Annotated in this window: 18 protein-coding genes and 2 pseudogenes; 11 read left to right on the forward strand and 9 right to left on the reverse strand. The window is 68.8% G+C overall.

Features of this window, described 5'->3' with window-relative positions:
* Positions 1-342: 342 nt before the first annotated feature.
* The 5 genes and pseudogenes from ABD198_RS14715 to ABD198_RS14735 all read right to left on the reverse strand — a co-directional run bounded on the left by ABD198_RS14715 (position 343) and on the right by ABD198_RS14735 (position 6,849).
* Positions 343-1,287: an MIP/aquaporin family protein gene (locus ABD198_RS14715; protein WP_344001220.1), complete on the reverse strand. Its 945-nt coding sequence runs from the start codon at positions 1,285-1,287 to the stop codon at positions 343-345.
* A 230-nt stretch (positions 1,288-1,517) separates the two neighbouring features.
* Positions 1,518-1,880, reverse strand: a complete 363-nt coding sequence (locus tag ABD198_RS14720) for a fluoride efflux transporter FluC (protein WP_344001222.1) — start codon at positions 1,878-1,880, stop codon at positions 1,518-1,520.
* Positions 1,881-2,281: 401 nt separating this feature from the next.
* On the reverse strand, positions 2,282-2,920 hold the full coding sequence (locus ABD198_RS14725) for an NADPH-dependent F420 reductase (RefSeq protein WP_344001224.1): 639 nt from the start codon (positions 2,918-2,920) through the stop codon (positions 2,282-2,284).
* Between the two features lie 484 nt (positions 2,921-3,404).
* A pseudogene (locus ABD198_RS14730) lies at positions 3,405-3,740 on the reverse strand (universal stress protein); the annotation flags it as partial.
* A 337-nt stretch (positions 3,741-4,077) separates the two neighbouring features.
* Positions 4,078-6,849 carry an aconitate hydratase gene (locus ABD198_RS14735; protein WP_344001226.1) on the reverse strand — a complete coding sequence of 924 codons (2,772 nt, stop codon included), beginning with the start codon at positions 6,847-6,849 and terminating at the stop codon, positions 4,078-4,080.
* Between the two features lie 407 nt (positions 6,850-7,256).
* On the opposite strand from ABD198_RS14735, the gene gap reads away from it, so the two are divergent.
* From gap to ABD198_RS14765, 6 genes are all read left to right on the forward strand, one after another.
* Entirely contained in the window at positions 7,257-8,264 is a 1,008-nt protein-coding gene (gene gap, locus ABD198_RS14740) for a type I glyceraldehyde-3-phosphate dehydrogenase (RefSeq protein ID WP_344001228.1), read from the forward strand.
* 55 nt (positions 8,265-8,319) lie between these two features.
* Positions 8,320-8,787, forward strand: coding sequence for a CBS domain-containing protein (locus tag ABD198_RS14745; protein ID WP_344001230.1), 468 nt, complete (start codon positions 8,320-8,322; stop codon positions 8,785-8,787).
* A 46-nt stretch (positions 8,788-8,833) separates the two neighbouring features.
* Positions 8,834-9,937: a pyruvate dehydrogenase (acetyl-transferring) E1 component subunit alpha gene (gene pdhA / locus ABD198_RS14750; protein ID WP_344001232.1), complete on the forward strand. Its 1,104-nt coding sequence runs from the start codon at positions 8,834-8,836 to the stop codon at positions 9,935-9,937.
* A 2-nt stretch (positions 9,938-9,939) separates the two neighbouring features.
* The gene (locus ABD198_RS14755; protein ID WP_344001234.1) at positions 9,940-10,956 is read left to right on the forward strand and encodes an alpha-ketoacid dehydrogenase subunit beta; all 1,017 of its coding nucleotides are present in this window, start codon (positions 9,940-9,942) and stop codon (positions 10,954-10,956) included.
* 9 nt (positions 10,957-10,965) lie between these two features.
* Positions 10,966-12,264 (forward strand): dihydrolipoamide acetyltransferase family protein, encoded by a 1,299-nt coding sequence (locus tag ABD198_RS14760; RefSeq protein WP_344001236.1) that lies wholly within the window; start codon positions 10,966-10,968, stop codon positions 12,262-12,264.
* A gap of 277 nt (positions 12,265-12,541) precedes the next feature.
* Entirely contained in the window at positions 12,542-14,905 is a 2,364-nt protein-coding gene (locus ABD198_RS14765; RefSeq protein ID WP_344001238.1) for a glycoside hydrolase family 65 protein, read from the forward strand.
* A gap of 83 nt (positions 14,906-14,988) precedes the next feature.
* On the opposite strand, the gene ABD198_RS14770 is transcribed toward ABD198_RS14765, so the two are convergent.
* The 4 genes from ABD198_RS14770 to ABD198_RS14785 form a co-directional block, all read right to left on the reverse strand.
* Positions 14,989-15,483, reverse strand: a complete 495-nt coding sequence (locus ABD198_RS14770) for a universal stress protein (RefSeq protein WP_344001240.1) — start codon at positions 15,481-15,483, stop codon at positions 14,989-14,991.
* A gap of 147 nt (positions 15,484-15,630) precedes the next feature.
* Positions 15,631-16,881, reverse strand: coding sequence for an NAD(P)/FAD-dependent oxidoreductase (locus ABD198_RS14775; RefSeq protein WP_344001242.1), 1,251 nt, complete (start codon positions 16,879-16,881; stop codon positions 15,631-15,633).
* 2 nt (positions 16,882-16,883) lie between these two features.
* Positions 16,884-18,056, reverse strand: coding sequence for a transaldolase (gene tal, locus ABD198_RS14780; RefSeq protein WP_425580478.1), 1,173 nt, complete (start codon positions 18,054-18,056; stop codon positions 16,884-16,886).
* 176 nt (positions 18,057-18,232) lie between these two features.
* Positions 18,233-18,634 (reverse strand): Crp/Fnr family transcriptional regulator, encoded by a 402-nt coding sequence (locus tag ABD198_RS14785; RefSeq protein WP_344001244.1) that lies wholly within the window; start codon positions 18,632-18,634, stop codon positions 18,233-18,235.
* 429 nt (positions 18,635-19,063) lie between these two features.
* Here ABD198_RS14785 and ABD198_RS14790 point away from each other — a divergent pair.
* The 5 genes and pseudogenes from ABD198_RS14790 to ABD198_RS14810 form a co-directional block, all read left to right on the forward strand.
* A pseudogene (locus tag ABD198_RS14790) lies at positions 19,064-19,421 on the forward strand (cbb3-type cytochrome c oxidase subunit I); the annotation flags it as partial.
* Positions 19,422-19,677: 256 nt separating this feature from the next.
* Positions 19,678-20,718, forward strand: coding sequence for a PP2C family protein-serine/threonine phosphatase (locus ABD198_RS14795; protein ID WP_344001246.1), 1,041 nt, complete (start codon positions 19,678-19,680; stop codon positions 20,716-20,718).
* A gap of 202 nt (positions 20,719-20,920) precedes the next feature.
* Positions 20,921-21,445: a DUF2231 domain-containing protein gene (locus tag ABD198_RS14800; protein ID WP_344001248.1), complete on the forward strand. Its 525-nt coding sequence runs from the start codon at positions 20,921-20,923 to the stop codon at positions 21,443-21,445.
* Positions 21,446-21,680: 235 nt separating this feature from the next.
* A complete protein-coding gene (locus tag ABD198_RS14805; protein ID WP_344001250.1) occupies positions 21,681-23,465 on the forward strand; it encodes a glycoside hydrolase family 15 protein in 1,785 nt (594 codons plus the stop codon).
* Positions 23,462-23,944 (forward strand): hypothetical protein, encoded by a 483-nt coding sequence (locus ABD198_RS14810; protein WP_344001252.1) that lies wholly within the window; start codon positions 23,462-23,464, stop codon positions 23,942-23,944. Before ABD198_RS14805 ends, ABD198_RS14810 begins: the two co-directional genes overlap by 4 nt.
* Positions 23,945-24,046 lie beyond the last annotated feature (102 nt).

The raw sequence follows: 24,046 nt of genomic DNA on the forward strand, positions 1-24,046 counted from the left end.
TCTTGGTCGGTGAGTTCATGACGACGTACCACACCACCATGATCCACCATCTAGCGATCTTTGAAGACGGACCCTAGTCCAGAAGGTCGCGCTCAAGCTCGTCGGGCGGAGGCGACCACTGCGTGCCCCGTGTGCCGCTCTTCACGGTGGACCACGCCCGGCCCACCTCCACAGGTGGACCACGCCCGGCCCACCTCCACATGCAGGATCGGGGCACGGCATCAGAGTAGCGGTGGCGCACGGGGAGCGTCACACCGACCGGCGCTGGGCCGTGCAGTCTCGGTGCGTCTCTCTCGCCATGACGGGGTTACGTTCTGACGCTCATTGTGCCTGCCAGCGGGATTACTCCTCGTCGGAGGTGGTGGGGCGCGTCCGGCCTGGCTCCGGTGCCTCGCCCTGCTGCGCCCGGACGTGGAGCACGTCGCCGATGAACAGGTCGTACACCAGCACCCCGATGACGCCGCCGACGAGCGGGCCGACGATCGGGATCCACCAGTAGCCACTGAACGCCCCTGCCAAGCTGCCTGGGAAGGCGAGTTCCCCCCAGCCCTCCATCCAGGTGAGCAGGCGCGGGCCGAAGTCGCGGGCCGGGTTGATCGCGTAGCCCGCGTTCGCACCGAAGGACATGCCGATGGCCGCCACGACGAACCCGATCACGAGCGGCCCGAGGTTCGCCTTCACGGCCGTGTTGCGCAGGTCGATGATCGCCACCACCAGCATGACCAGGAAGGCGGTGCCGACGACCTGGTCGATCAGCGGACCCCAGATGCCACCGTTGAAGTACGGCGCCGGGAAGGTGGCGAAGATCGAGAACGACGCGAGCGTGTGTCCGCCCGTCTTCGGCCCTTTCATGGCGTCGTCGAAGGTGTTGATGGCGTCGTGGTACACGGCGTAGACCAGTGCTGCGCCGGCCAGGGCGCCAAGTACTTGGGCCACCCAGTAGGGGACGACCTTGACCCACGGGAATTTGCGGCGGACGGCGAAGGCCAGGGTCACCGCCGGGTTGATGTGCGCCCCGCTGACCCCGCCGGCCACGTAGATGCCGAAGGTCACGGCCATGGCCCATCCCCAGGTGATCAGCAGCCAGTCTCCGGCACCGAGGAAGAACGTGGTGGGTCCCTCGGTGCGCCCTGAGCCCGGCAGCGCCGCGACCGCCATCGCGACCACGCCGCAACCGAAGGAGATGAGGACAAAGGTCCCCAGAAACTCCGCAATGCATTCGCCCCACAAGCCTCCGCGGCGCCTGAGCCGAGAGGGCTTCAGCAAGGGCTGGATCTCGACGGCCATGTGGTCCTCCCAGACGTTCGTCCGGCCGCGTCTGAGCGCGGCTGCCCGTGCCGTTGCGCGGCGGTGGAAACTGGATGCTTTCAGATCCTGCTTTCCTGCGGCATGTCTTATCGCGCCGTGTCGCTAAGATAAATCCGTGCTGCGGCTGCCGCGAGTCGACACCGGTGTGGTCCGGGGCAGGGGCCTGTCGGAGCGCGAGCGAGCCCTCGACGTGACCGCGTGAGGTGCTCTCAGGCTGCCTGCAGGCCCACCAGTACTCCAACGGTGGCTACCCCCGCACCGACCAGCCAGCCGGTGAGCGCTCTCATCCCAGCCATTCCGTGCAGTCCACCCTGCCCGAGTCTGAGCAGCTCGTGCCCGAAGATGCTGAACGTTGTAATAGCTCCGCCCAGGAACAGGTACACCGAACTGGGAAGGTCCCGCGCGATTGCGTTGCCCAAGAGGACGCCCAACGCTAAGCAGCCGCTGAAATTGACCGTGAAGGCGGCCCACGGCAAGGGCTCATGTGGCCACACTTTGAAGAGTCCCTTTTCGAGGACGAGACGCAATGCGGCTCCGCCCACTGCGCCCAAGAACATCATGAGTGGCACCATGGGATGCGTTCCTCTCAATGGTTTCGGGCACGGGTATGGAACGGGCGCACCAAAGGGAGTGTGGCTGTGCGGTGAGCTCCAGGCGAGGACCGGTGGCGGCGTTTTCGCCGGATGTTCACCTGGAAGGCCGGCTTCTGGTGCCGAGTCGCCCCGCCCGGCGGCGAGCGTTCCGCCCACGCGGACTTGGCTGGCCCCATAGCCCCTTCTGGCTTCGCCGCCCTGCCAACTCGGCCGCCAGGCGGGCGATGCACGGCTTGGCACCGCGCCACCTGTCGCTCCTTCGCAGCTCCTGGACTTGAGCGATCTCGACCGGGATGCCTCTCTTTCGTCCCGACCGCCCGCCGATGCTCCTGCTGGTGCTTGTCATACCTGATGCAACAGCCGCGGCCACCTGGGATCGGTCAAGGAAGGAATTTGATCGAGCTGTGCCAGTTCAGCTGGAGTGGCTGCTGAATGGCGATGTGCAGGAAACCCATCGCCTCCAGCTCCCGAGCTCGGCGCAGGGGTCCTACGTCCAACGGGCGCATCGCGCCGGAGCGTACAAGCTCCGCGATCTTCTCCTTGGCCGCGGAGTCGTCTCCGGCGATCAGGACATCGAGCGGGAAGCCATGGCCCTCTCCTGGTGTCAGCAGGCCGGCGAAGGTGGTGTTGAACGCTTTGACGACCTTCACGTCGGTGCCGACGATCTGCTGGATCTCCTCGGCCGCCGAGCTGTCGGGGGGTGTCACCCTCGAGTCCATGGTGGCGACGTCGATGGGGTTGCAGATGTCTACAAGTACCTGCCCGGTCAGGGAGGCCCCGGCGGATCTCGCAGCCTCCAGTGCCGCGTCGTACCACAGTGCGAGCACGGTGACATCAGCAGGCCCCACCGCAGCGGCCGAGTCGCACTCGCCATCCGGGAACCGCTGCTTGAGCTCTTCTGCCAGAGCTCGGGCAGAGTCGGTGTTGGGGTGGACCACGCACACGCCATGGCCGCCGGCAAGGGCACGAGTGGCGATGGCGCGGCCCATGCTGCCGGGGCCCACAATGTTGATCTTCACTGCTGCTGCCTTCCGGTCTGACGGAGCGTACGACGCTGTCGGGTCCAGCCGCCTGACAGCGGACAGGACGGCCTGGAGCGTAGGCCCGGGTCAGAGTCCGGGACGCTCAAGGCACAGATGTATCCCTTTCCCAGGCCCGACGAGCAGTTCGCGGAGGAAGGCCACGGTCACCCGGAGGACGGACATGAGGCGGACGGCTCAGGCGCAGGGGACTGTGGTCGCTGTCTTGCTCCCTTGGTCGGCACGCCGACAACCGGGTCTACGGGCACCCGTTGACATCGTCGATGACCGTGCGCTGTGCGGCCGACCTCCGACATCGAGGTGCACGGGGGTGGGCGAAGGAGAGCCTGGCGCCGATGGACGCAATGGCTACGCGCTATTCGCCGGTGGGGTCTCGTGGCCTGCCTGGTTACTCGGGAGGTATGACCTCACCAAGAAGACGACAGGCAAGGCGTTCGGCGTGCGGAACAGAGATCGGGCACGGTCAACGGCGTTTGACGGGGCTGCGGACCACCGCCACTGGGCAGTGTGCATGATGCAGCATGGCCTGGCTCACGGATCCGAGCAGGAGTCCGGTGAATCCGCCGCGTCCGCGCGCACCGACCACCAGCAGCTGGGCCGTGCGGCTCGCCTCGATCAGCGCCTCCCGCGTCCCGCCGTGGACAACCTCGTGTTTCACGTTCACGCCCGGATACGTCTCCTGGCGGCCGGCAAGCGCCTCGTACAGGAGACGTGCCTCCTGCGCGGCCGGCGCTCCCGGTTCGTTCGCATACGGCATTGCCTCGTCCAGCGGCGCTGACATCGGCGCGATCCAGATGGTCCCCCTCCAGGTCGCCTCCAACTACGTCCTGCTGCGAACGGATCACGAGCCATCTCCTGGCCCGTCCGCCACTGAGAGTTCCCCTGCGGGTGCTCGCCCTGGCGCCGGAAGACTTCCCGGCCGAGGACTTTGAGTCAGCAGTGTGCGATGCATGCCACGTGCCCAGTCGTCATCGTTCGTGGGACCGTCGAGGTGACGGACGCCGGTACACAGGCCGAGTGAGGCAGGCCCGCTGCGGATGAGGCTTTGGCGCCTCCTCCAGTAGCGCATGGACGAGGCGTTTGCATCGAGGACGGGCGCCCTCCCGGTGCCGGCCGGGAGAATCGAAGAAGCGGTGTCATGTGGGGAGCAGGGCGCGCAGGGCGTAGGGCAGGATGCCGCCGTGCCGGTAGTAGTCGGCTTCCGTTGGGGTGTCCAGGCGCACGCGTGCGGTAAGCCGTGTGGTGCCGTCAGCCCCTTCCGCCTCGACGGTGACCTCGTGGGGCAGCTCGGCCAGGCCGTGGATGGTGTACTGCTCTTCACCGGTCAGGCCCAGAGAGCGTGCGCTGTCGCCGGGGGCGAACTGCAGCGGCAGGACTCCCATCCCGATCAGGTTGGAGCGGTGGATTCGCTCGAACGACTCGGCAAGGACGGCCCTGACGCCCAGCAGTGCGGTTCCCTTGGCCGCCCAGTCCCGCGAAGATCCCGAGCCGTACTCCTTGCCGGCGATGACGAGCAGGGGGACGTCCTCGGCTGCATAGCGCATCGCCGCCTGGTAGATGGTGGTCTGCTCACCGTCGGGCAGGTGCCTGGTGTAGCCGCCCTCGGTTCCGGGAGCCAGCAGGTTGCGCAGCCGGATGTTGGCGAAGGTGCCACGGATCATCACCTCGTGATTGCCGCGCCGGGAACCGTAGGAATTGAAGTCCCTGGGCGCGATGCCGTGGTCCTGCAGGTACTCGCCCGCCGGTGAGTCCCGTTTGATGGCGCCGGCAGGGGAGATGTGGTCGGTGGTGACCGAGTCGCCGAGCAGGGCCAGCACCCGGGCGCCGATGATGTCGTCCGGTGGCTGCGGACTGCGGGGCATGTTCTCGAAGTAGGGCGGCTTGCGCACGTAGGTCGAGGCGGGATCCCAGGTGAACAGGTCGCCCTCGGGAGTGGGCAGGGCACGCCACCGCTCGTCGCCGGTGAACAGGTCTGCGTAGCCGTCGGTGAACATGCTTGGCCGCAGGCTGGTGGAGATCACCTGCTGGATTTCATCCTGGGTGGGCCAGATGTCGCGCAGGTGGACGGGCCGGCCGTCTTCGCCGGTGCCCAGGGGGTCGCGGGTGAGGTCGACGGCCATGGAGCCGGCCAGGGCGTAGGCGACGACCAGCGGTGGTGAGGCGAGGTAGTTGAGTTGCGTCTCGGGGTGGATGCGGCCTTCGAAGTTGCGGTTGCCGGAGAGCACCGAGGCGACAGTGAGGTCTGCCTTGGCGACCGCCTGCGAGACCGTGGGGATCAGGGGGCCGGAGTTGCCGATGCAGGTGGTGCAGCCGTAGCCGACCAGGTCGAAGCCGAGCGTGTCCAAGTACCGGGTCAGGCCCGCGCGTTCGAAGTAGTCCATGACGATCCGCGACCCCGGCGCCAGACTGGTCTTCACCCAGGGCTTGGACCGCAGGCCGCGCTCGACGGCGTTCTTGGCCAGCAGCGCGGCGGCGACCATCACCTGGGGGTTGGAGGTGTTGGTGCAGGAGGTGATCGCGGCGATCACGACGGCGCCGTGCCCGATCTCGAAGCTGCTGCCGTCCTCCAGCGTCACCGGAACGCGCTCAGGCGGCCGGGCCTTGCCCGTTCCGGTCGCATCGAGGCACCCCGGCCGGTCACCGATGTGGCTGCCGGTGACGGCCACCGGATCGGAAGCCGGGAAGGACTCCGCGCCACTCTGGTCGAGCCCGACCGGGGCCGCATCGCAGGTCACGTCCCCGTCCAGGACAGCGGTGAGGACCCGCGACGCGTCCGCCAGGGCGATGCGGTCCTGCGGCCGTTTGGGCCCGGCGATCGACGGGACGATGGCCGACAGGTCCACTTCGAGGGTCTGCGAGTAGTCAGGGGTGTGGCCGGGATCGTGCCACAGTCCCTGCTCCTTGGCGTACGCCTCCACCAGCGCTACCTGGCCGGGGTCCCGGCCCGTGAGCCGCAGGTAGGAAAGGGTCTCGGCGTCGATCGGGAAGATCGCGCAGGTCGCGCCGTACTCCGGGCTCATGTTGCCGATGGTGGCCCGATTGGCCAGCGGCACCTCGGCCACGCCAGGTCCGTAGAACTCCACAAAGGCGCCCACCACGCCGTGCTGACGCAGCCGCTCGGCGATGGTCAGCACCATGTCCGTGGCGGTGCTCCCTTCGGGCAGCCCGCCGGTGAGCCGGACGCCGATGACCTTGGGGATGAGCATGCTCACCGGCCGGCCGAGCATCGCGGCCTCCGCCTCGATGCCTCCCACGCCCCAACCGAGCACGCCGAGCCCGTTGACCATGGGCGTGTGGGAATCGGTCCCGACCAGAGTGTCGGGGAAGGCCGTGCCGTCCTCGGCGAACACCACCCGCGCCAGGTGCTCCAGGTTCACCTGGTGACAGATGCCAGTACCCGGGGGCACGACGCGCAGGTTCCGCAGCGCGGTCTGCCCCCAGCGCAGGAACTGATAACGCTCCCGATTACGCCGGTACTCCAGCTCCACGTTGCGGCCGAACGCCTCGGGAACGCCGAAGTGGTCGGCGATCACCGAGTGGTCGATCACCAGCTCCACGGGCCGCCGCGCATCGATCAGCGCCGGATCGCCGCCGAGTGCAGCCATGGCCTCGCGCATCGCCACCAGGTCCACGATGCACGGCACCCCGGTGAAGTCCTGCATGAGCACCCGCGCGGGCGTGAACTGGACCTCGGTCACCGGTTCCGCCGCCGGATCCCACCCTGCCAGCGCCGCAATCTGATCGGCAGTGACGGTACGGCCGTCCTCATGGCGCAGCAAATTCTCCAGCAACACCTTCAGGCTGTAGGGCAGCCGTTGCGAGTCGGGCAGGGCGTCGAGCCGGTGGAGCGAGTAGGAGGTGCCGTCGGCGTCGAGCGTGCCGCGGGCGGCGAAGCTGTCCAGGGACATGAGCGTGCCTCCTCGGTACGGATCGGGAGGAGATCGGCACGGACCCGGGTCCCACCAAACGCGTCCCGGCGCACGGTCCGGGCCCGGCTCGGCCGTCCGCCCTGGCAACTCGCATGCCGGTCGTCTCGCCGACCGTTCCCGCCGTCACCTCAGGTCACCCCTGGCGCCCGGCTCCGGTCGCCCGTGTCGACACCTCCGGCGCAACCCACAGCCCTGCACCGCAAGGCGGGCGGAACCAACCATGACCAGTCTCGACCACACATTCCCGGCACGCAAACGGAGCAAATCCGGGAACCCAGGGAAAGGACGCGGGACTTCGCCCCGCCTGCACGAGGAGCGGAGGGGTGATAGGACGAATCATGGGCCTCGTCCGTAATTGCCCTGAGACGATGGGAAGGAAGTGCCGGATGGCGAAGATCGCGATCAACGGGCTCGGACGCATCGGACGGGCCGCGTTCAAGATTCTCCACGACCTCGACGGCGTTGAGGTGGCTGCAGTCAACGACCTGGTCCCCGCCGAGAATCTGGCCTACTTGCTCACCCACGACACCGTCTACGGACGCTATGGGAAGTCCGTCACCACTTCCGGTGACGGGCTGGTCGTCGACGGACACGCCGTCCCGCTGTACAGCCGCCGCGACCCGGCCGAGTTGCCGTGGCACGAACTGGGCATCGACCTCGTCCTGGAGTGCACAGGCGCGTTCCGGCGCGAGGAGGAACTGTCCCGGCACCTGTCAGCGGGCGCACGATTCGTGATCCTCTCGGCGCCCGCCCGCACCGGGACGATGGCCACCGTCGTCCATGGCGTGAACAATTCCCCGGCCGGGCAACAGGTCATCTCCTGTGCGAGCTGCACGACCAACTGCATCACCCCGGTGGTGGAGGTGATGAACCGCAGAATCGGCGTGGAGCGGGCAGTGATGACCACCATCCATGCTTACACCTCCACCCAGCAGCTCATCGACGGGCCCAGCAAGGACCTCCGGCGCGGCCGGGCCGGGGCCGCCAACATGCTTCCCGCCTCCACCGGCGCCGCGCTCGCGACCACCAAGGCACTCCCGGAACTGGCCGGCCGCTTCGACGGCGTGGCTGTCCGGATCCCGATCCCGGTCGGATCGATCGCCGACATCGTGCTCGTCACCGCCCGCCCGACATCGGTCGAGGAAGTGAACGAGCACTTCCGTGCGGAGGCCACCACCGACCGCTACAGCGGCATCCTCGGCGTCTCGGACGAGCCGATCGTTTCCAGCGACATCATCGGCGACTCACGCGCCTCGATCGTCGACGCGGCGATGACCCGGGTCGTGGACGGCACCCTGGTCAAGATCATGAGCTGGTACGACAACGAGTGGGGCTTCACGCACCAGATGGTCCGCGAGGCGCTCTCCGTGCTCGGCGTCACTCAACCGCGGTGAAACGCCGCACCTCAGTCGGGCGGACCGGCCGTTGCACCCACCGGGAAGGAGCACGGTGAAGGTCAAAGAGATCATGACCACCCGGGTGGTCACGGTGGCCGAGGACACCCTGGTGGCCGACATCGCCGCAGTGTTGCGCGGGCACCGGATCAGTGCCGTGCCGGTCCTGGACACCGCCGGCGCGGTGGTCGGCCTGGTCAGCGAGTACGACCTGCTCGCCCGCGAGGGTGCCACCGCCCGCGAGGTGATGACCCGCGAGGTCATCACCGCCAGCGAGGACACCGACGTCGAGCAGGTACGCCACCTGCTCGTCGAACGCCGTATCCGACGCGTCCCGGTTCTGGCCGGGCAGCGCCTGGCCGGCATCGTCAGCCGGTCCGACGTGATCGCGCTGCTCACCACCGAATGGGTCTGCCAAGTCTGCGGACAGACCGAGCGCGGCCCTCACCCGCCACCGCGCTGTCCCATCTGCGACGCCGGCAAGGACGGGTTCACTCAGCAGGCACCGCCCCCTGGCAGCTGACGCACCACGGCAGACAGCAGGCCCAGACAAGCAGGAGAGACCGGCCATGGACCCGACGCAGGACCGCACCGAGCCCCACCCACAGGTACCCCCGGCGAGTGAGGATCCGGCAACGCTGCGCGTCTACTACCGGCAGATGGCCCTGATCCGGCACTTCGAACTGCGGGCCGCGGAGATGTACACCCGGGCGAAGATCGGCGGCTACTGCCACCTCAACCTTGGCGAAGAGGCCACCGTCGTCGGCCTGATGGCCGCACTGCGGCCGACCGACTACCTGTTCACCACCTACCGCGATCACGGGTATGCGCTTGCCCGCGGTGCCGACCCCGGCAGGGTGATGGCCGAACTGTTCGGCCGCGCCACGGGCCTGTCCGGCGGGCGCGGCGGCTCCATGCACCTGTTCGACGCCGCGCTGCGGATGCTCGGCGGTTACGGGATCGTCGGCGGCCAGATGCCACCGGCGACCGGAGCGGCTCTCGCGATCGCCCACCGCGGCGAGCCCGGACCGGACAGCGAGGCGGTGATGTGCCTGCTGGGCGACGGCACCACCAACATCGGCGCCTTCCACGAGTCTCTCAACCTCGCCGCCGTATGGCACCTGCCCATCGTCTACGTCATCGTCAACAACCACCTCGGCATGGGCACCCCGGTCGAGGCCGCCTCCGGCGAACCGTCGCTGTACCGGCGCGGCTGCGCCTACCGGATCCCCGGCGCGCGGGTGGACGGCAACGACGTGATCGCGGTCCGCGACGCCGCGCAGACCGCTCTGGAGCAGGCACGCACCGAGCACCGGCCCCGGCTTCTGGAGGCGGTCAGCCACCGGCTGCGCGGCCACTCCGTGGTCGACCCGGCCCGCTACCGCTCCGCGCAGGAGACCGAGCGGCTGCGCGAGCAGGACCCGCTGCCCGCCTTCCGGGCCCTCCTGATCGAGGACCACATCCTCGACCAGGAGGCGGCGGACCTCATCGACGAGGAATGTGAGCAGACGGTCACCGCCGCCGTCGACTTCGCCGACGCCAGCCCGCCCCCGGACGTCGCCAGACTGTTCGACCACGTGTACGCCACCGAGGTCGCCAACACCTACTTCGGCCTGCCCGGAGACAGCCCGGCCGGCTCCGAGGTCTTCACCGGCCAGCCGGGGAAGGAGTAGCCGTGGCCGCCGTCACCTACCGCCAGGCGCTGCACGACACGCTGCGGGCGGAGATGCTGCGGGACGAGAACATCCTGCTGATCGGTGAGGAGATCGGCGTCTTCGAAGGCTCCTACAAGATCACCGCCGGGCTGCTGGACGAGTTCGGGCCGCGCCGGGTTCGCGACACACCGATCTGTGAGGAGGGCTTCCTCGGCGCCGCGGTCGGCGCGGCCATGCTCGGCCTGCGGCCGGTCGTGGAGATCATGACCATCAACTTCAGCCTGCTGGCCATCGACCAGATCGTGAACCACGCCGCCAAGATGCACGCCATGTTCGGCGGCCAGGTCTCGGTGCCGATGGTGATCCGCACCCCCGGAGGCGGCGGACAGCAACTGGCCGCCACCCACTCGCAGAACCTCGAGGTCTACTACGCCCACGTCCCCGGCCTCAAGGTCGTCGCCCCCGCCACCCCTGCGGACGCCAAAGGGCTGCTGACCGCCGCCATCCGCGACGACGACCCGGTGCTCGTGCTGGAGAACCTCGCGCTGTACAACACCAAGGGCGAGATCCCCGGCGGCGAACACACACTGCCCATCGGCACCGCGCACATCGCCAAACCCGGCCGGGACCTCACCGTCGTCGCCTACTCGCGCGCCGCCGCGATCGCCCTGGACGTCGCCCACCGCCTCGAAGCGGAGGGCGTCTCGGTCGAGGTCGTCGATCTGCGCAGCCTGCGCCCCTTGGACCGGCGGACCGTGTGCGCCTCGGTCCGCAGGACCACCCGCGCTGTCATCCTCGAAGACGACTGGCTCAGCTACGGCATCGGCGCCGAGATCGCCGCGACCATCGCCGAGGGCGCCTTCGACCGCCTCGACGCACCCGTCCGCCGCGTCGCCGCCGCCGAGGTCCCCCTGCCGTACGCCAAACAGCTGGAGACCGCCGCCCTGCCCGACGCGGCAGCCCTGACCCGCGTGATCCACGAAACCCTCGACGCCACCGGTTTCACCGCCCGCCCGACCACACCCGCAGGCGGTTAGGAGGCCGCGATGCCCGAAGTCCTCATGCCCCGCCTGTCCGACACCATGGAGGAGGGCACCCTGAGCCGATGGCTCACCCACGAGGGCGCCCCGGTCCACAAGGGCGATGCCATCGCCGAGATCGAAACCGACAAGGCCGTGATGGAACTGGAGGCATACGACGAAGGGCCCCTGAGCCGCATCCTCGTCGCCGAAGGCACCACCGTGCCCATCGGAACCCCTCTCGCCGTCATCGGAACCGAATCCCAGGCCGCGCCGCACCAGGCTGCACCTGAGCAAGCCCGGCAGGCGGCCGCACCTGCCCCGACACCGCCCACCGGACCGACCGAAAGCCCCGCGCCGACCGCCCCCGCCACCGCGGAGCCGCCCACACCCGCCCGCGGTGACGAGCACGAGGTGCGCACCTCGCCACTGGCCCGCACGCTGGCCCGCCAGCACGGCATCGACATCACCACCCTCACCGGCAGCGGCCCCGGCGGGCGTATCGTCCGCGCAGACGTCGACGACGCCATCACCCGGCACGGCGGACGACCAGGCGCCATCCGGCCGCCCACCGCACCCGACCCCGAACAGTCCGCCGGACGGGCCAGGGCGCACCCGATGCCCGCCGAGGAGGCCGAGGACGATGAGGAAGTACCGCTGAGCACCGTCCGCCGGCTCACCGCACAGCGCCTGACCCAGAGCACTCAGCAGGCCCCGCACTTCTACCTGACCACCGTCACCGACGCCGAACCGCTGCTCGCCTTCCGCGCCGACATCAACGCGCAACTCGGTGAACCCGGCCCCCGCATCAGCGCCACCGACCTGCTCGTCAAAGCGTGCGCGACAACGCTGCGCACCCACCCGCAGGCCAACTCCTCCTGGGACAGCACCCGCATCCTGCGCCACCGCCGCATTCACATCGGCATCGCCGTCGCCCTCGAGGACGGACTGACCGTCCCCGTGGTCCACGACGCAGACCGCAAGACCCTGACCCAGATCGCCCGCGAGGCCCACGCCCTGGCCGACAACGCCCGCGCCGGCCGCCTGGCCTTGCAGGACCTCAGCGGCGGCACCTTCACCATCAGCAACCTGGGCACCTACGGCGTCGACCACTTCACCGCCGTCATCAACCCGCCCCAGGCCGCGATCCTCGCCGTCGGCGCCGCACAACCCCAGCCCGTCATCCGCAACGGCGAACTCGCCGTCGGCACCACCATGGCGCTGACCCTGTCCATCGACCACCGCGTCCTGGACGGCGCCACCGCCGCCGCCTTCCTCGCCGACCTCAAAACGCTCCTCGAACACCCCCTTGGCATCGTGCTGTAGCCGATGATGACGCCTGCCCGCTCACCGGTCCGGCCATCGCCTGTGCCGCCAGCCTGCGTTGCCCGCCAGCCGTGCGTCTGCGGCATCGCCGCACACCACGGGTTCAGGTACCACCCGTACAGGCAAGGAGCACGAGAGGCCGGATCACCACGGCACCCGGCTTCTGCACCGCCCGCCCTGACCAGCCAGCCTCTCCCGGACGCGCCGCGACAGACCAGCGGCAGCCAGGGCCACGGCCCGATCGTCCGCGACCGTCACCGAGTGCCGGAGGCCCGCCATGATCACCCATCCTGCGTACACCGTCGAACCGTGGTGCCTGCGCGAGAGCGCACTCGACCTGGACGTGCTGGAGCAGAGCGAGTCGGTGTTCGCGCTGGCCAACGGCCATATCGGCTGGCGCGGCAACCTGGACGAGGGCGAGCCCCACGGGCTGCCGGGTACCTACCTCGACGGCGTGTTCGAGTTCCGTCCCCTGCCGTACGCGGAAGCCGGCTACGGATACCCGGAGTCCGGACAGACGATCATCAACGTGACCAACGGCAAGGTGATACGGCTGCTGGTAGATGACGAGCCGTTCGACCTGCGCTACGGCCGACTGCACCGCCACGAGCGGGTGCTGGACTTCCGCGCCGGGGTACTGCACCGCACGGTCGAGTGGACGACCCCGTCGGGACGCACCGTGCGCATCCGCTCGTCCCGGTTGGTCTCGCTCACCCAGCGGGCGACCGCCGCGATCGCCTACGAGGTCGAGGCAGTGCACGAGGAGGTGCGAATCGTGCTCCAGTCCGAGCTGGTCGCCAACGAACAGCTTCCGAAACGGGAGGGCGATCCCCGGGTCTCCGCCTCCTTGGGAGCGGTCCTGCAGCCCGAGGAGGACTTTGCTCAGGACAGCAGGCTGCGGCTGGTACACCGCACGGCCCGCAGCGGGTTGCGCGTGGCGGCGGCAGCCGACCACTCGATCACCGGCCCACGGGGCACCACCTTCTCCGCGGAGAGCGGCCAGGATCTCAGCCGAGTGACGGTGACCTCACTGCTGCGGCCGGGCCAGCGACTGCGGGTCGAGAAGACGGTCGCCTACGGCTGGTCGGGCGCCAGGTCGCTGCCCGCCGTCCAAGATCAGGTAGATGCCGCCCTGGCCGGGGCGGCCAGCACCGGCTGGGAGGGCCTGCTCGCCGAACAGCGCGGATACCTGGACGTCTTCTGGGCACGGGCGGACGTCGAGCTGGAAGGCGACACCGAGATCCAGCAGGCCGTGCGATTCGCGCTGTTCCACGTGCTTCAGGCAGCGGCTCGCGCCGAGGAACGAGCCATCCCCGCCAAGGGCCTGACCGGCCCGGGCTACAACGGCCACTGCTTCTGGGACACCGAGACGTATGTGCTGCCGATGCTCACCTACACCGCGCCCCACACGGTGGGGCCGGCGCTGCGCTGGCGGCACACCACGCTGCCAGCCGCGCTGGGGCGGGCCCGCCAGCTCGGCCTGGCGGGGGCCGCGTTCCCCTGGCGGACCATCGACGGCGACGAGTGCTCCGCCTACTGGCCGGCCGGCACCGCGGCGTTCCACATCAACGCGGACATCGCCGATGCGGTGGTGCGCTACACCGCTGCCAGTGACGACCTCGTCTTCGAGCGGGAGGCGGGGCTGGAACTGCTGGTGCACACCGCCCGGCTGTGGCTCTCCCTCGGCCACCACGACCCGCACGGAGTGTTCCACCTGGACGGCGTCACCGGGCCGGACGAGTACAGCGCGATCGCCGACGACAACGCCTACACCAATGTGATGGCTCAGCAGAATCTGCGCGCCGCCGCGGACGCGGCCGAGCGCCACCCCGACCTGGCCGTCTCGCTGGGCGTGGACGACGAGGAGACCGCGGCCTGGCGCGATGCCGCCCGACGGATCGTGCTGCCGTTCAACAAGGAACTCGGCGTGCACGAGCAGTCCGCCGGCTTCACCTCCCACCAGGTGTGGGACTTCGCCGGTACCCCGGCGGACCGCTACCCGCTGCTGCTGCATTTCCCGTATTTCGACCTGTACCGCAAACAGGTGACCAAGCAGGCCGACCTGGTCCTGGCCATGCACTTGCGCAGCGACGCGTTCACCAGTGAGGAGAAGGCCCGCAACTTCGCCTACTACGAGCCCCTCACTGTCCGGGACTCCTCGCTGTCCGCCGGCAGTCAGGCCGTGATGGCCGCCGAGGTCGGCCAACTGCGCCTGGCATACGACTACCTCGGCGAAGCCGCGATGATGGACCTGGCCAACCTGGAGCGCAACACGCGCGACGGCCTGCATATCGCCTCACTGGCCGGGACCTGGACCGGGCTCGTAGCGGGCTTCGGCGGGATGAGACACCACGGGGACGCCCTCTCCTTCGCCCCGCGGCTGCCCGAGCAGATCAGCCGGCTGGCTTTCGCCGTGCAGTTCCGCCGGCGCTGCGTGCGGGTGGACATCTCCCACCAACAGGCCACATACACCTTGCTGGCGGGCAGCGAGCTCATGATCCACCACCATGGCAGCCCATTGAAGGTGACCAGGGACGTCCCTCTCAGCCGGCCGATCCCCGCCGTCCATGATCTGCCGGAACCGCAGCAGCCTCCCAGCCGTGGTCCGGCCCGCCGCAGACGGGCGGGAGACAACGAGTGAGTCCACACCCGGACAGCATTCGTCGCCCCCACCGACACGGAGGTCGTAGACAGGCGACATTCCGTAGCGTTCCTCGGATGACGTCAGGAGGAGGCGCTGCGGGAGTCGGCCGGCACGACTACGACGGGCAGGTGAGCGTGGTGCACGACCTCGGTGCTGGTCGATCCGAGCGTGAGGCGCCCCCAGACGCCCGAACCGCGGGTGCCGACCACCAGCAGAGAGGCGTTCTTGCTCGCGTCCAGCAGAACCTGCGCCGGGCGACCCGCCTCGGCGATGATCTCCACCTCCACGTGGGGTCCGCCGAGCTGCTTCCGTAGTTCGTGGACCGTCTCGGTCACCGCCTGCCGGGCGACGTCGTGGAGCTGTTCATAAAGCGTGGTGGCACCTCCGGGAACAGCCATCCATCCGTAGCCCGTGAAACGAGCAGGGGTGTAGTCGTAAGCACAGACTGCCCGCAAACCGGTACCGCGCAGCTGTGCCTCGAGCAGAGCGAAGAGCACGGCGCGCCGGGCGTGCGGGGAGCCGTCCGTGCCGACCACGATCGGACCAGCCGGGACGTGCGCGGGAGTGTCGGCCATCGGGAATCCTTCCGAGGTGGCTCGCGGCGGCCGGCCGGGCAGCATTCTGATCAGCGTCAGGAAGCGGCCGTCGTATCTGCCACACCGCTACCGGTGCAGCCACTGTCACACCGCACCGGCCACGGTCATGGCCGGCTGCTGAACCGCTCACCGGTGCTGGGCGCTGGGGACGAGAGCCTCGAGGGGCACCTGTGGGTCGGTGAGCCTCCTTGCGTCCACTGGCTGGGCGGTGCGGACGAGGGCCTGGAGGTGGTCGTTGACGTCCCACATATTGACGTTCATGCCTGCGAGCACCCGGTTGCCGGCGAGCCAGAAGGCGATGAACTCGCGTCCGGGTACATCACCGCGGAAGACGACCTGGTCGTAGCCGCCCGGTTCGACGTACCCGGCATACTCCATGCCCAGGTCGTACTGGTCGGTGAAGAAGTACGGCACCCTGTCGTACACCGCGTCCTGGCGGCCGAGCATCGCCTTGGCCGCGGTCTGCGGCTGGTTCAGCGCGTTGGCCCAGTGCTCGACGCGGATGTGCTTGCCCAGCAGCGGGTGAAAGGCGTTGGCGACGTCACCGGCGGCGTAGATGTCCGGGTAGGAGGTGCGTAGCCGTTCGTCGACGCGAATGCCGTTGTCGACCTCAAGGCCCGCCTCCTGCGCCAGCCCGATGTTCGGCGTGATGCCGACCCCGACGATGACCACGTCGGCGTCGATGCGGGTGCCATCGGACAGCCGTACCCCGTCCGCCGCGCCGCCGTTGCCGGTGATCTCGGCGAGCTGTGCACCGAACCGCAGGTCCACGCCGTGGTCGCGGTGCAGGTCGGCGAAGACCTGGGCGACCTCGCGGCCGAGGACCCGCAGCAGCGGCAGCTCGGCCATCTCCAGCACGGTGACCTCCACACCAGCCGCGCGGGCGGCGGCAGTGGTCTCCAGACCGATCCACCCCGCGCCGACGACCACTGCCCGTGAGGCGGACTGGAACGCTTCCTTGATCTGGTCGCTGTCCTCGACCCGCCGCAGGTACAGCACCCGCTCCAGCTCCGCACCCGGGACAGGCAGGCGGCGCGGCGAGGATCCGGTGGTCAGCAGCAGCTTGCCGTAGCCGACCCGGCTGCCGTCGGCGAGTGTCACCTCGCGCGCGGCCGGATCGACGGCGGTGACCGCGATGCCGAGCCTCAGGTCCACGCTGTGTTCGGAGTACCACTGCGGCGGATGGACGTAGATCTGCTCCCGCGCGTCCTTGCCCATCAGGTAGCCCTTGGACAACGGCGGCCGTTCGTAGGGCCGTTCGCTTTCGTCCCCGATCAGAACCAGCGGGCCGTCGAAGCCCTCATCACGCAGGGCCTGGGCGGCCTTGGCCCCGGCCAGGCTGGCCCCGACGATCACACACGCGTCGTTCGCGGACATCGTCAGTTCCCTTCCCGGGTTGCGGGACATCTCCGCAACGTTTCGGCGAGCTGCTCGGAGAGCTGCTCCCAACTGGCGTCGAACTTCGACACGCCCTCGTCCTCAAGGGTCTGCACGAGGTCGCCATAGTCCACGCCGACGGCCCGCAGCCCGGCGAGAACCTGCTCAGCGTCGTCGTAGTGGGCGCGGACCGAGTCGACCGGTATACGGCCGTGGTCGGCAACCGCGCGCAAGGTGGCCTCCGGCATGGTGTTGACCACGCCGGGTGCGACCAGTTCGGTCACGTAGCGCGTGTCGGGGTAGGCGGGATCCTTGACGGAGGTCGAAGCCCACAGCGGACGCTGCGGATGGGCCCCCGCCCCCCGAAGGGCGTGCCAGCGAGGTGAGGAGAGAACCCGCTCGTAGTGCTGGTAAGCCAGCCGCGCATTGGCGATCGCCAAACGGCCCCGCAGCTCGACCGCCTGCGCTGTGCCGATCTTGTCCAGGCGGGCGTCCGCTTCGGCGTCGACGCGGGAGACGAAGAACGAAGCCACCGAGCCGATGCCGGAGAGTTCCCGGCCCGCATCGCGGGCCCGTTCCATCCCGTCGAGGAAGGCATCCACGACCTCGTCATAGCGGGCTAGAGAGAAGATCAACGTGACGTTGATGCTGATGCCCTCGGCCAGACACGCGGCGATCGCCTGCAGGCCCTGCCGGGCGGCCGGGATCTTCACGAACAGGTTGGGCCGGTCGACCAGCCACCACAGCGCCCGCGCCTCAGCGATCGTCGCCTCCGTGTCGTGCGCGAGCCGGGGATCGACCTCGATGGAGACCCGCCCGTCGACACCGTCCGTCACGTCGTAGACCGGGCGCAGCACGTCACACGCCCACCGGACATCGGTGGTGGTCAGCGCCCGCAGCGCCTCACCGACCCCGACTCCGCGGGCGGCCAGGTCACGGATCTGTTCGTCGTATGCGTCGCCGCTCGTGATGGCCTTGGCGAAGATCGTCGGATTGGTGGTCACCCCCACCACCCGGTCCCGCGCGACCAGGTCCGCCAGGCTCCCGGACACCAGCCGCTCCCGGCTGAGATCGTCCAGCCAGATCGACACTCCGGCATCGTTCAGTGTGTTCAACGGATTCATGACGCTGCCGCTCCTCCCGCGCGCCAAGCGGACGGGCTTGCTGCTGTTCATCCGCGGCCCGCACCAGAGCCTGCCTGTCACTCCATCGTCTCTGGAGGGCCAGCGGCCCGCATCCGCATACCGGGCCAGGCCGACCGTGTGTCGGCCTGGCCGCATGGTTCACCAACGCCGTATGCCTCCATCCTCGTGATTCTCAGTGAAGTTGCAGGCCAAGCCATCTCGCCTCGTCAGGGCACTTCACCGGCGCCGTAGGGGGCATAGAGGTCGAGCAGTCGCACCCGGGCGGACCTGAGCCGGCTTCCGATCACCTCGGCGACGTAGGTCCACAGCTCGTGCCGCAGCTCCGGGTTCTTCCCGCACAGCTCACGGACCACCGTCGCGTCGAATTCGTAGGCCCGGACCGGGCTGGTGGCCTGGGCTCCCAGATACCAGTGATGGGGAGGGACCAGCCAGGACCAGCCCAGCAGTTCCCCGACGCCGAGTCTCTCGATGACCGCTGCAGGGCGGCCGGGCACGCGAACGTCGAGGGCGACGGTGCCCGTGCGAATGATCCAGAAGCGGTCGGCCTTGCCGCCCTCGTCGAAGATGCGCTCGTCGACGTCGAACCACACGTCACGAGCGAGCGACATGAGCTGATCGCGATGCTCTTTGGCCAGGGCGCCAAAAACGCCGGTCCTTGCGACCACGATCCCTCTCCCTTCTCCGGAAGTGGAGGCGGGTTTTGTGAGCACGACGACCACACATCTGCGGGCGGGTCTGCTGCGCATCGGTCTAGCACAAGGGACCGCTCATCAGTTCTGGGTAGCGCACCACCCGAATTTCGCGGGCCAGTCCTGCAGGGCTTCCCCGCCGCCGAAGCGTCGGTGTTCTGCCGCGGGCCGCGTAGGCGGAGTGTGCCGATCCAGCCGCCCAGTGCCGTTCCAGCCACCCAGACGCGCCAGCCGCCCAGACGCGCGCCACCACCTCGGCCATGCCGAGTGGCAACCCGGTACTCCGAGCCCAGCTCATTACTCCATGATCGTCGCAAATCGGCAGGGCGCAACTCGAGCCGGCGTCTCCTCTCGGCGACGGTGCGGGCGCACCACATGTTCGCCACCGGCGGTGTCCTGCTGCCGTTCTTCTCTTTCATGTCCTACCTCATCGCGGTCCCGGCCGGCGTGAAGTTCTTCGACTGGATCGGCACCATGTGGAAGGGTTCGCTGAGTTTCGGGACTCCGATGCTGTGGGCGACGGGCTTCATGGTCACCTTTCTGTTCGGGGGTCTGACGGGTGTCCTGCTGGCTTCGCCGCCCATGGACTTCCACGTCACGGATTCCTATTTCGTCGTCGCTCACTTCCACTACGTCGTCTTCGGCAACCGCCGTCTTCGCCATGTTCTCCGGCTTCCATTTCTGGTGGCCGAAGATGACTGGGCGCGGAAGGCATGCCGCGCCGGTACGCAGCGAGCCCTCACGCCTGTGTCCATGCCCCGGCGCATGCAGGCAGGAACAGCCCGCGAAAAGGCCAGTGATCACATGAACAGAGTGCGGTATCCGCCGTTGCGGGGCCGAAAGGGCTGAAGGAAGCTGGTGGTGTGTTCCGCAGGCGTTTGCCATCCCGCACAGCCGACGCGCCACTTCCACGCTCCGAGAGCGCGCTTGAGCCACTTCCCAGAAGCGCGATCAGAGCTCCGATGGCCTATGTAGTCGCGCTGACGGTCCCGATCGTGGCACTGGAAATGATCATCGATGACCGTACGGTGCGGCTCACCCCCCTCCTGATCCTGCTGCCGGCCTTCCCGGCGGCGATCGGCACGGTGCGGCAGACCATCTACGCCGTCGGCTGGGTGTTGATCGTCATCACTGGCGTAATGCTCTACAGGCCACTCCCCTCGTGGTACGACTACATGATCATCATGGCGTTGGCCGCAACCCTTGGCGTGCTGAGTGTCCTGACCTGCCACTTGCGGATCCGGCGCGAACGGGATCTCCGCCGCGTCCGTTCCACGGCTGTCGCCCTGCAACGGCAGGTGCTGCGCCCGCTTCCTGTCCTGACCGACCGGGTGATCGTTGACGGCGTGTACCTGCCAGTGGAACAGGACCGGCTGGTAGGAGGAGACATCTACGAGGCGGTGGCCTCGCCGTACGGCACCCGCCTGCTCTTCGGCGATGTCCAGGGCAAGGGCCTGCCTGCCATCGGAGCCGCCTTCGCCGCGCTCGGAGCGTTCCGCGAGGCCGCCTTGCGCGAGCCGACACTGACTGCGCTCGTGGACGACCTGGAAAGGGCCGTCGTCCGCCACAATGCTGTCGCCCAGCAGAGCGGCGAACCTGAACGGTTCGTCACCGCCCTCATCCTGGGCATCGACGCCTCGACGGACGCGCAGGCGGTCAACTGCGGCCACCCGCCGCCCTACCTGCTGGACACGGAAGGGGTGACGCCTATGCGTCTGGGCGACCCCGGCGTGCCCCTTGGTCTTGCGGACCTCGCTCCGAAACCCCGGACTGTCGTATGGTTCCCGTTTCCGCCTGGGGTCACTCTTCTTGCCTGCAGCGACGGCGTCACCGAGGCACGCAGCGTCACCGGCGCCTTCTATCCCCTCGAAGAGCGCCTGCGGGCCTGGGCGGACGTCTCCCCGTGGGCAGTTGCCGACAGATTGACCAAGGACTTGAACCAACACACCGCGGGTGAACAGCGGGACGACATCACGGCGCTCGTAGTCCGCCGAGCCTCCTGAACAGGCGCTTCCAAGAGAGGGACCACACCCCTTGGGCCTCACCCTCAGTGAGCACCCGCGAGCCGACGGAGCCTGTGAGCGGTGAGGGGCCAAGCCCCCGTAGGGCCCGGGATCCCAACCGCTGATCGGCTCCTGTTGGCGTTCCTGCACAGCGAGGGAGAGGCTGGAGAAGGCTCAGCAAACCAACCGGCTTGGAGGTGCCATGTACAGCAAGATCACCATCGCCGGCCATCCGATTCACCCGATGCTCGTCGCCTTCCCCATCGCCTGCTACACCGGCACGCTGGTGGGTTTCGCCGTCTATGCGGCCAGTGGGCAACAGTTCTGGCTCAACCTGGCCATCGCCCTCAACGTCGCAGGGGTTGGTACAGCACTGCTGGCAGCCCTGCCCGGTATCGCTGATCTGGTGTTCGGCATCCCCCGCCGGTCGGCGGCAAAGACCGTCGGCATCGCCCACGGCATTCTCAATGTCGCGGCGCTTGGCCTCTTCGGCGCGAGCCTTGCCGTCTACGCCACCCATTGGGATGGGCCGGCGACTGGCGTCACTCCCGGGCTGGCACTGTCCTCAGCCGGACTCGCCTGCACGCTCGGGGCCGGTTTCCTGGGCTGGACGCTGGTCCAGGACTACCACGTCGGCATCCGGCTCACCCGCCTCCAGGAAAGCGATGAAGAGGCGGTGCAGAGCTCCGAACTGATCCACCTGCATCGCGGCTCCCACGCGGCTTGAACGGCTGGCCCAGGTATGACGCGGCCGGAGCTGTCGACCGGCCGTTCCACCGCCCCCGACCCACGACTGACCGGCCTCCTCCTCGAGCAGGACGCCACAGATGACGGAAAAGGGCCTTTAGGTGACACCTGCACCGCCCCGTTCGGGTTCTCCATCGTCGGCACCGGACGTGCCCAGGAGCCGGCCGACAGGTCCGCCTGATATGTCAGACGTGCGGGGCGGCCAGCCGGCGCGCGTGGACGGGTACACAGAACTGCGAGACTATGCGGTGATCGGGGACGGCCGCTGCGTCGCGCTCATCGCCCGGGACGGCGCGGTGGACTGGCTGGCCTGGCCGGACCTTGACTCACCGACCCTGTTCGCCGCCGTGCTCGACCACGCCCGGGGAGGACGGTTCCTCCTCCGGCCGGAGGGGTCCTACACCGCCTCCCGCCGCTACCTGCCTGGCACCAACGTGCTGGAGACCACGTTCACCACCACAGACGGCACGGTTCGGGTCACCGACGCACTGACCCTTCCCGACACCAGCTCCCTGGCTCCTGCCCGGGAGCTGGTCCGGCGGATCGAGGGCCTGGCGGGAAGCGTCCCCATGCGCTGGAGTGTCCAGCCGCGCTTCGGCTACGGCTCCCGTGCACCGCATCTGACGTATCGCGCGGGCGTTCACGTCGTCACGTCGGGACCTGAGGCCGTCGCCGTCTGCGCCTGGAACGCGGGAGAGCCGCAGCCCGATCCCGATGCCGTCGTATCCCGCTTCCGTGCCGATGTGGGCACCCGGGCCGTGCTCGCGCTGTCTTACGCGCACCGGGAACCGCTGGTACTCCCCACACGAGCCGACTGCGAGGCCCGTCTGGACCGCACCATCGCCACTTGGCGACAGTGGGCGGGCAGCCGCACCTACGCGGGCCCCTGGCGCGAGGCGGTGCTGCGCAGCGCCCTCGCTCTCAAACTCCTTGTCTTCGCTCCCTCCGGCGCGGTCGCAGCCGCGGCGACCTGCTCGTTGCCCGAGGAACTCGGCGGGGAACGCAACTGGGACTACCGCTTCAGCTGGATCCGCGACTCCGCCTTCACCCTGAACGCCTTCCTGAAGCTGGCTTGCGCACCGGAAGCGACCGGCTACTTCTGGTGGCTCATGCACGCCTCCCAGCTCACCCACCCCCGTCTGCGCGTCCTCTACCGCCTCGACGGCGGCGCCCGCGCCCCCGAGAAGACGCTTGCACTCTCGGGCTACCGCGGCTCGACGCCCGTACGCATCGGCAACGCCGCTGCCGACCAGCTCCAGCTGGACACGTACGGAGAGCTTCTGCAGACCGCGTGGCTGTACACCACGGCAGGCCATCGGCTCGACGCCGACATCGCCCGCCGGCTGGCCCAGACCGCCGATTTCGTCTGCTCAACCTGGCAGCAGCCCGACACGGGCATCTGGGAGGTCCGCAGCGCTCCCGGGCACTTCACCCAGTCCAAGATGATGTGCTGGGTCGCCCTCGACCGCGCCCTCGACCTAGCCGAGCGGCGGCTGATCCCCGACCGGCGCGCATCTCGCTGGCGGCGCGAACGGCAGGCCATCGCCGAGTTCATCGACGACCGCTGCTTCAGCCTCCGACTGAACAGTTACGTGCGCTCCGCCGACAGTGACGAGCTGGACGCCGGCCTCCTGCTCGGGCTGCTCCACGGCTACCGGTCGCCCGGCGACCCGCGCATGCGCGGCACCGTCGCCGCCATCCAGCAAGCATTGCAGAACGGTCCCTACGTCAGCCGCTACCTCGGCGCCGACGGAGTTACCGGCAGCGAGGGCGCCTTCCTCGCTTGCTCCTTCTGGCTCGCCGAAGCCCTCGCCCTTTGCGGCCGTGCCGACGAAGCCGCCGTCCTTATGGACCAACTTGTGGCCCTCGCCAACGACGTCGGTCTCTACAGCGAGGAGATCGACCCGACCACCGGCGAATTCCTCGGCAACCTGCCCCAGGGCTTGTCCCACCTCGCCTTGATCAGCGCCGCCTGCGCAATCGGGGAGGCCACCAGATGAGCGTCTGGGCCGCACTGGCGGGCGGGCTCGTCGGCACCCTGGTCCTGACCACCGGACTGCGCGCGGCCAATGCCCTGAGCCTCACCCGCATCGATCTGCCGTTCCTGCTGGGGACCGCTTTCACCAGTGACCGGACCCGCGCCAAGGCCCTCGGCTACGGCGCGCACTTCATCAACGGGCTGGTGTTTGCCCTGCTCTACTACGCGGTCTTCGCCGCCATCGGGTACAGCAGCTGGTGGCTGGGATGCGTCTTCGGCCTCGTCCACGGACTGTTCGCCACCACCGCTCTCGTCAACATCCTGCTGCCACTCGTCCACCCGCGCATGGGCCAACCCGAAACCAGCGCCCCCCATGTCGCACTGCTCGAACCACCCGGCTTCCTGATGCTCAACTACGGGCCCGGCACACCCGCCGTCACCCTCACGGCACACCTCGCCTACGGCACCATCGTCGGAGGGTTCCTTGCATGGCCAGGCTGACCATCCGCGGCCCTGCCGCCATGGGTCTGCGGCGCATCCCCAGCCAGCACGACACCGTCCGGGTAGCGTGGAAACCGGACCGGGAAGAATCCCAGAAAAAGC

This window comes from Streptomyces thermocarboxydovorans (assembly GCF_039524635.1).
Taxonomy (GTDB): domain Bacteria; phylum Actinomycetota; class Actinomycetes; order Streptomycetales; family Streptomycetaceae; genus Streptomyces; species Streptomyces thermocarboxydovorans.

What these genes read in the sequence shown, in the direction of transcription:
- ABD198_RS14800 (WP_344001248.1), top strand. Translation starts at nt 20,921, where the DNA reads ATGTACAGCAAGATCACCATCGCCGGCCATCCGATTCACCCGATGCTC.
- pdhA (WP_344001232.1), top strand. Translation starts at nt 8,834, where the DNA reads ATGGACCCGACGCAGGACCGCACCGAGCCCCACCCACAGGTACCCCCG.
- ABD198_RS14720 (WP_344001222.1), bottom strand. Translation starts at nt 1,880, where the DNA reads ATGGTGCCACTCATGATGTTCTTGGGCGCAGTGGGCGGAGCCGCATTG.
- ABD198_RS14715 (WP_344001220.1), bottom strand. Translation starts at nt 1,287, where the DNA reads ATGGCCGTCGAGATCCAGCCCTTGCTGAAGCCCTCTCGGCTCAGGCGC.
- ABD198_RS14735 (WP_344001226.1), bottom strand. Translation starts at nt 6,849, where the DNA reads ATGTCCCTGGACAGCTTCGCCGCCCGCGGCACGCTCGACGCCGACGGC.
- ABD198_RS14760 (WP_344001236.1), top strand. Translation starts at nt 10,966, where the DNA reads ATGCCCGAAGTCCTCATGCCCCGCCTGTCCGACACCATGGAGGAGGGC.
- ABD198_RS14785 (WP_344001244.1), bottom strand. Translation starts at nt 18,634, where the DNA reads ATGTCGCTCGCTCGTGACGTGTGGTTCGACGTCGACGAGCGCATCTTC.
- ABD198_RS14795 (WP_344001246.1), top strand. Translation starts at nt 19,678, where the DNA reads ATGGCCTATGTAGTCGCGCTGACGGTCCCGATCGTGGCACTGGAAATG.
- tal (WP_425580478.1), bottom strand. Translation starts at nt 18,056, where the DNA reads ATGAACAGCAGCAAGCCCGTCCGCTTGGCGCGCGGGAGGAGCGGCAGC.
- gap (WP_344001228.1), top strand. Translation starts at nt 7,257, where the DNA reads ATGGCGAAGATCGCGATCAACGGGCTCGGACGCATCGGACGGGCCGCG.
- ABD198_RS14775 (WP_344001242.1), bottom strand. Translation starts at nt 16,881, where the DNA reads ATGTCCGCGAACGACGCGTGTGTGATCGTCGGGGCCAGCCTGGCCGGG.
- ABD198_RS14770 (WP_344001240.1), bottom strand. Translation starts at nt 15,483, where the DNA reads ATGGCCGACACTCCCGCGCACGTCCCGGCTGGTCCGATCGTGGTCGGC.
- ABD198_RS14810 (WP_344001252.1), top strand. Translation starts at nt 23,462, where the DNA reads ATGAGCGTCTGGGCCGCACTGGCGGGCGGGCTCGTCGGCACCCTGGTC.
- ABD198_RS14765 (WP_344001238.1), top strand. Translation starts at nt 12,542, where the DNA reads ATGATCACCCATCCTGCGTACACCGTCGAACCGTGGTGCCTGCGCGAG.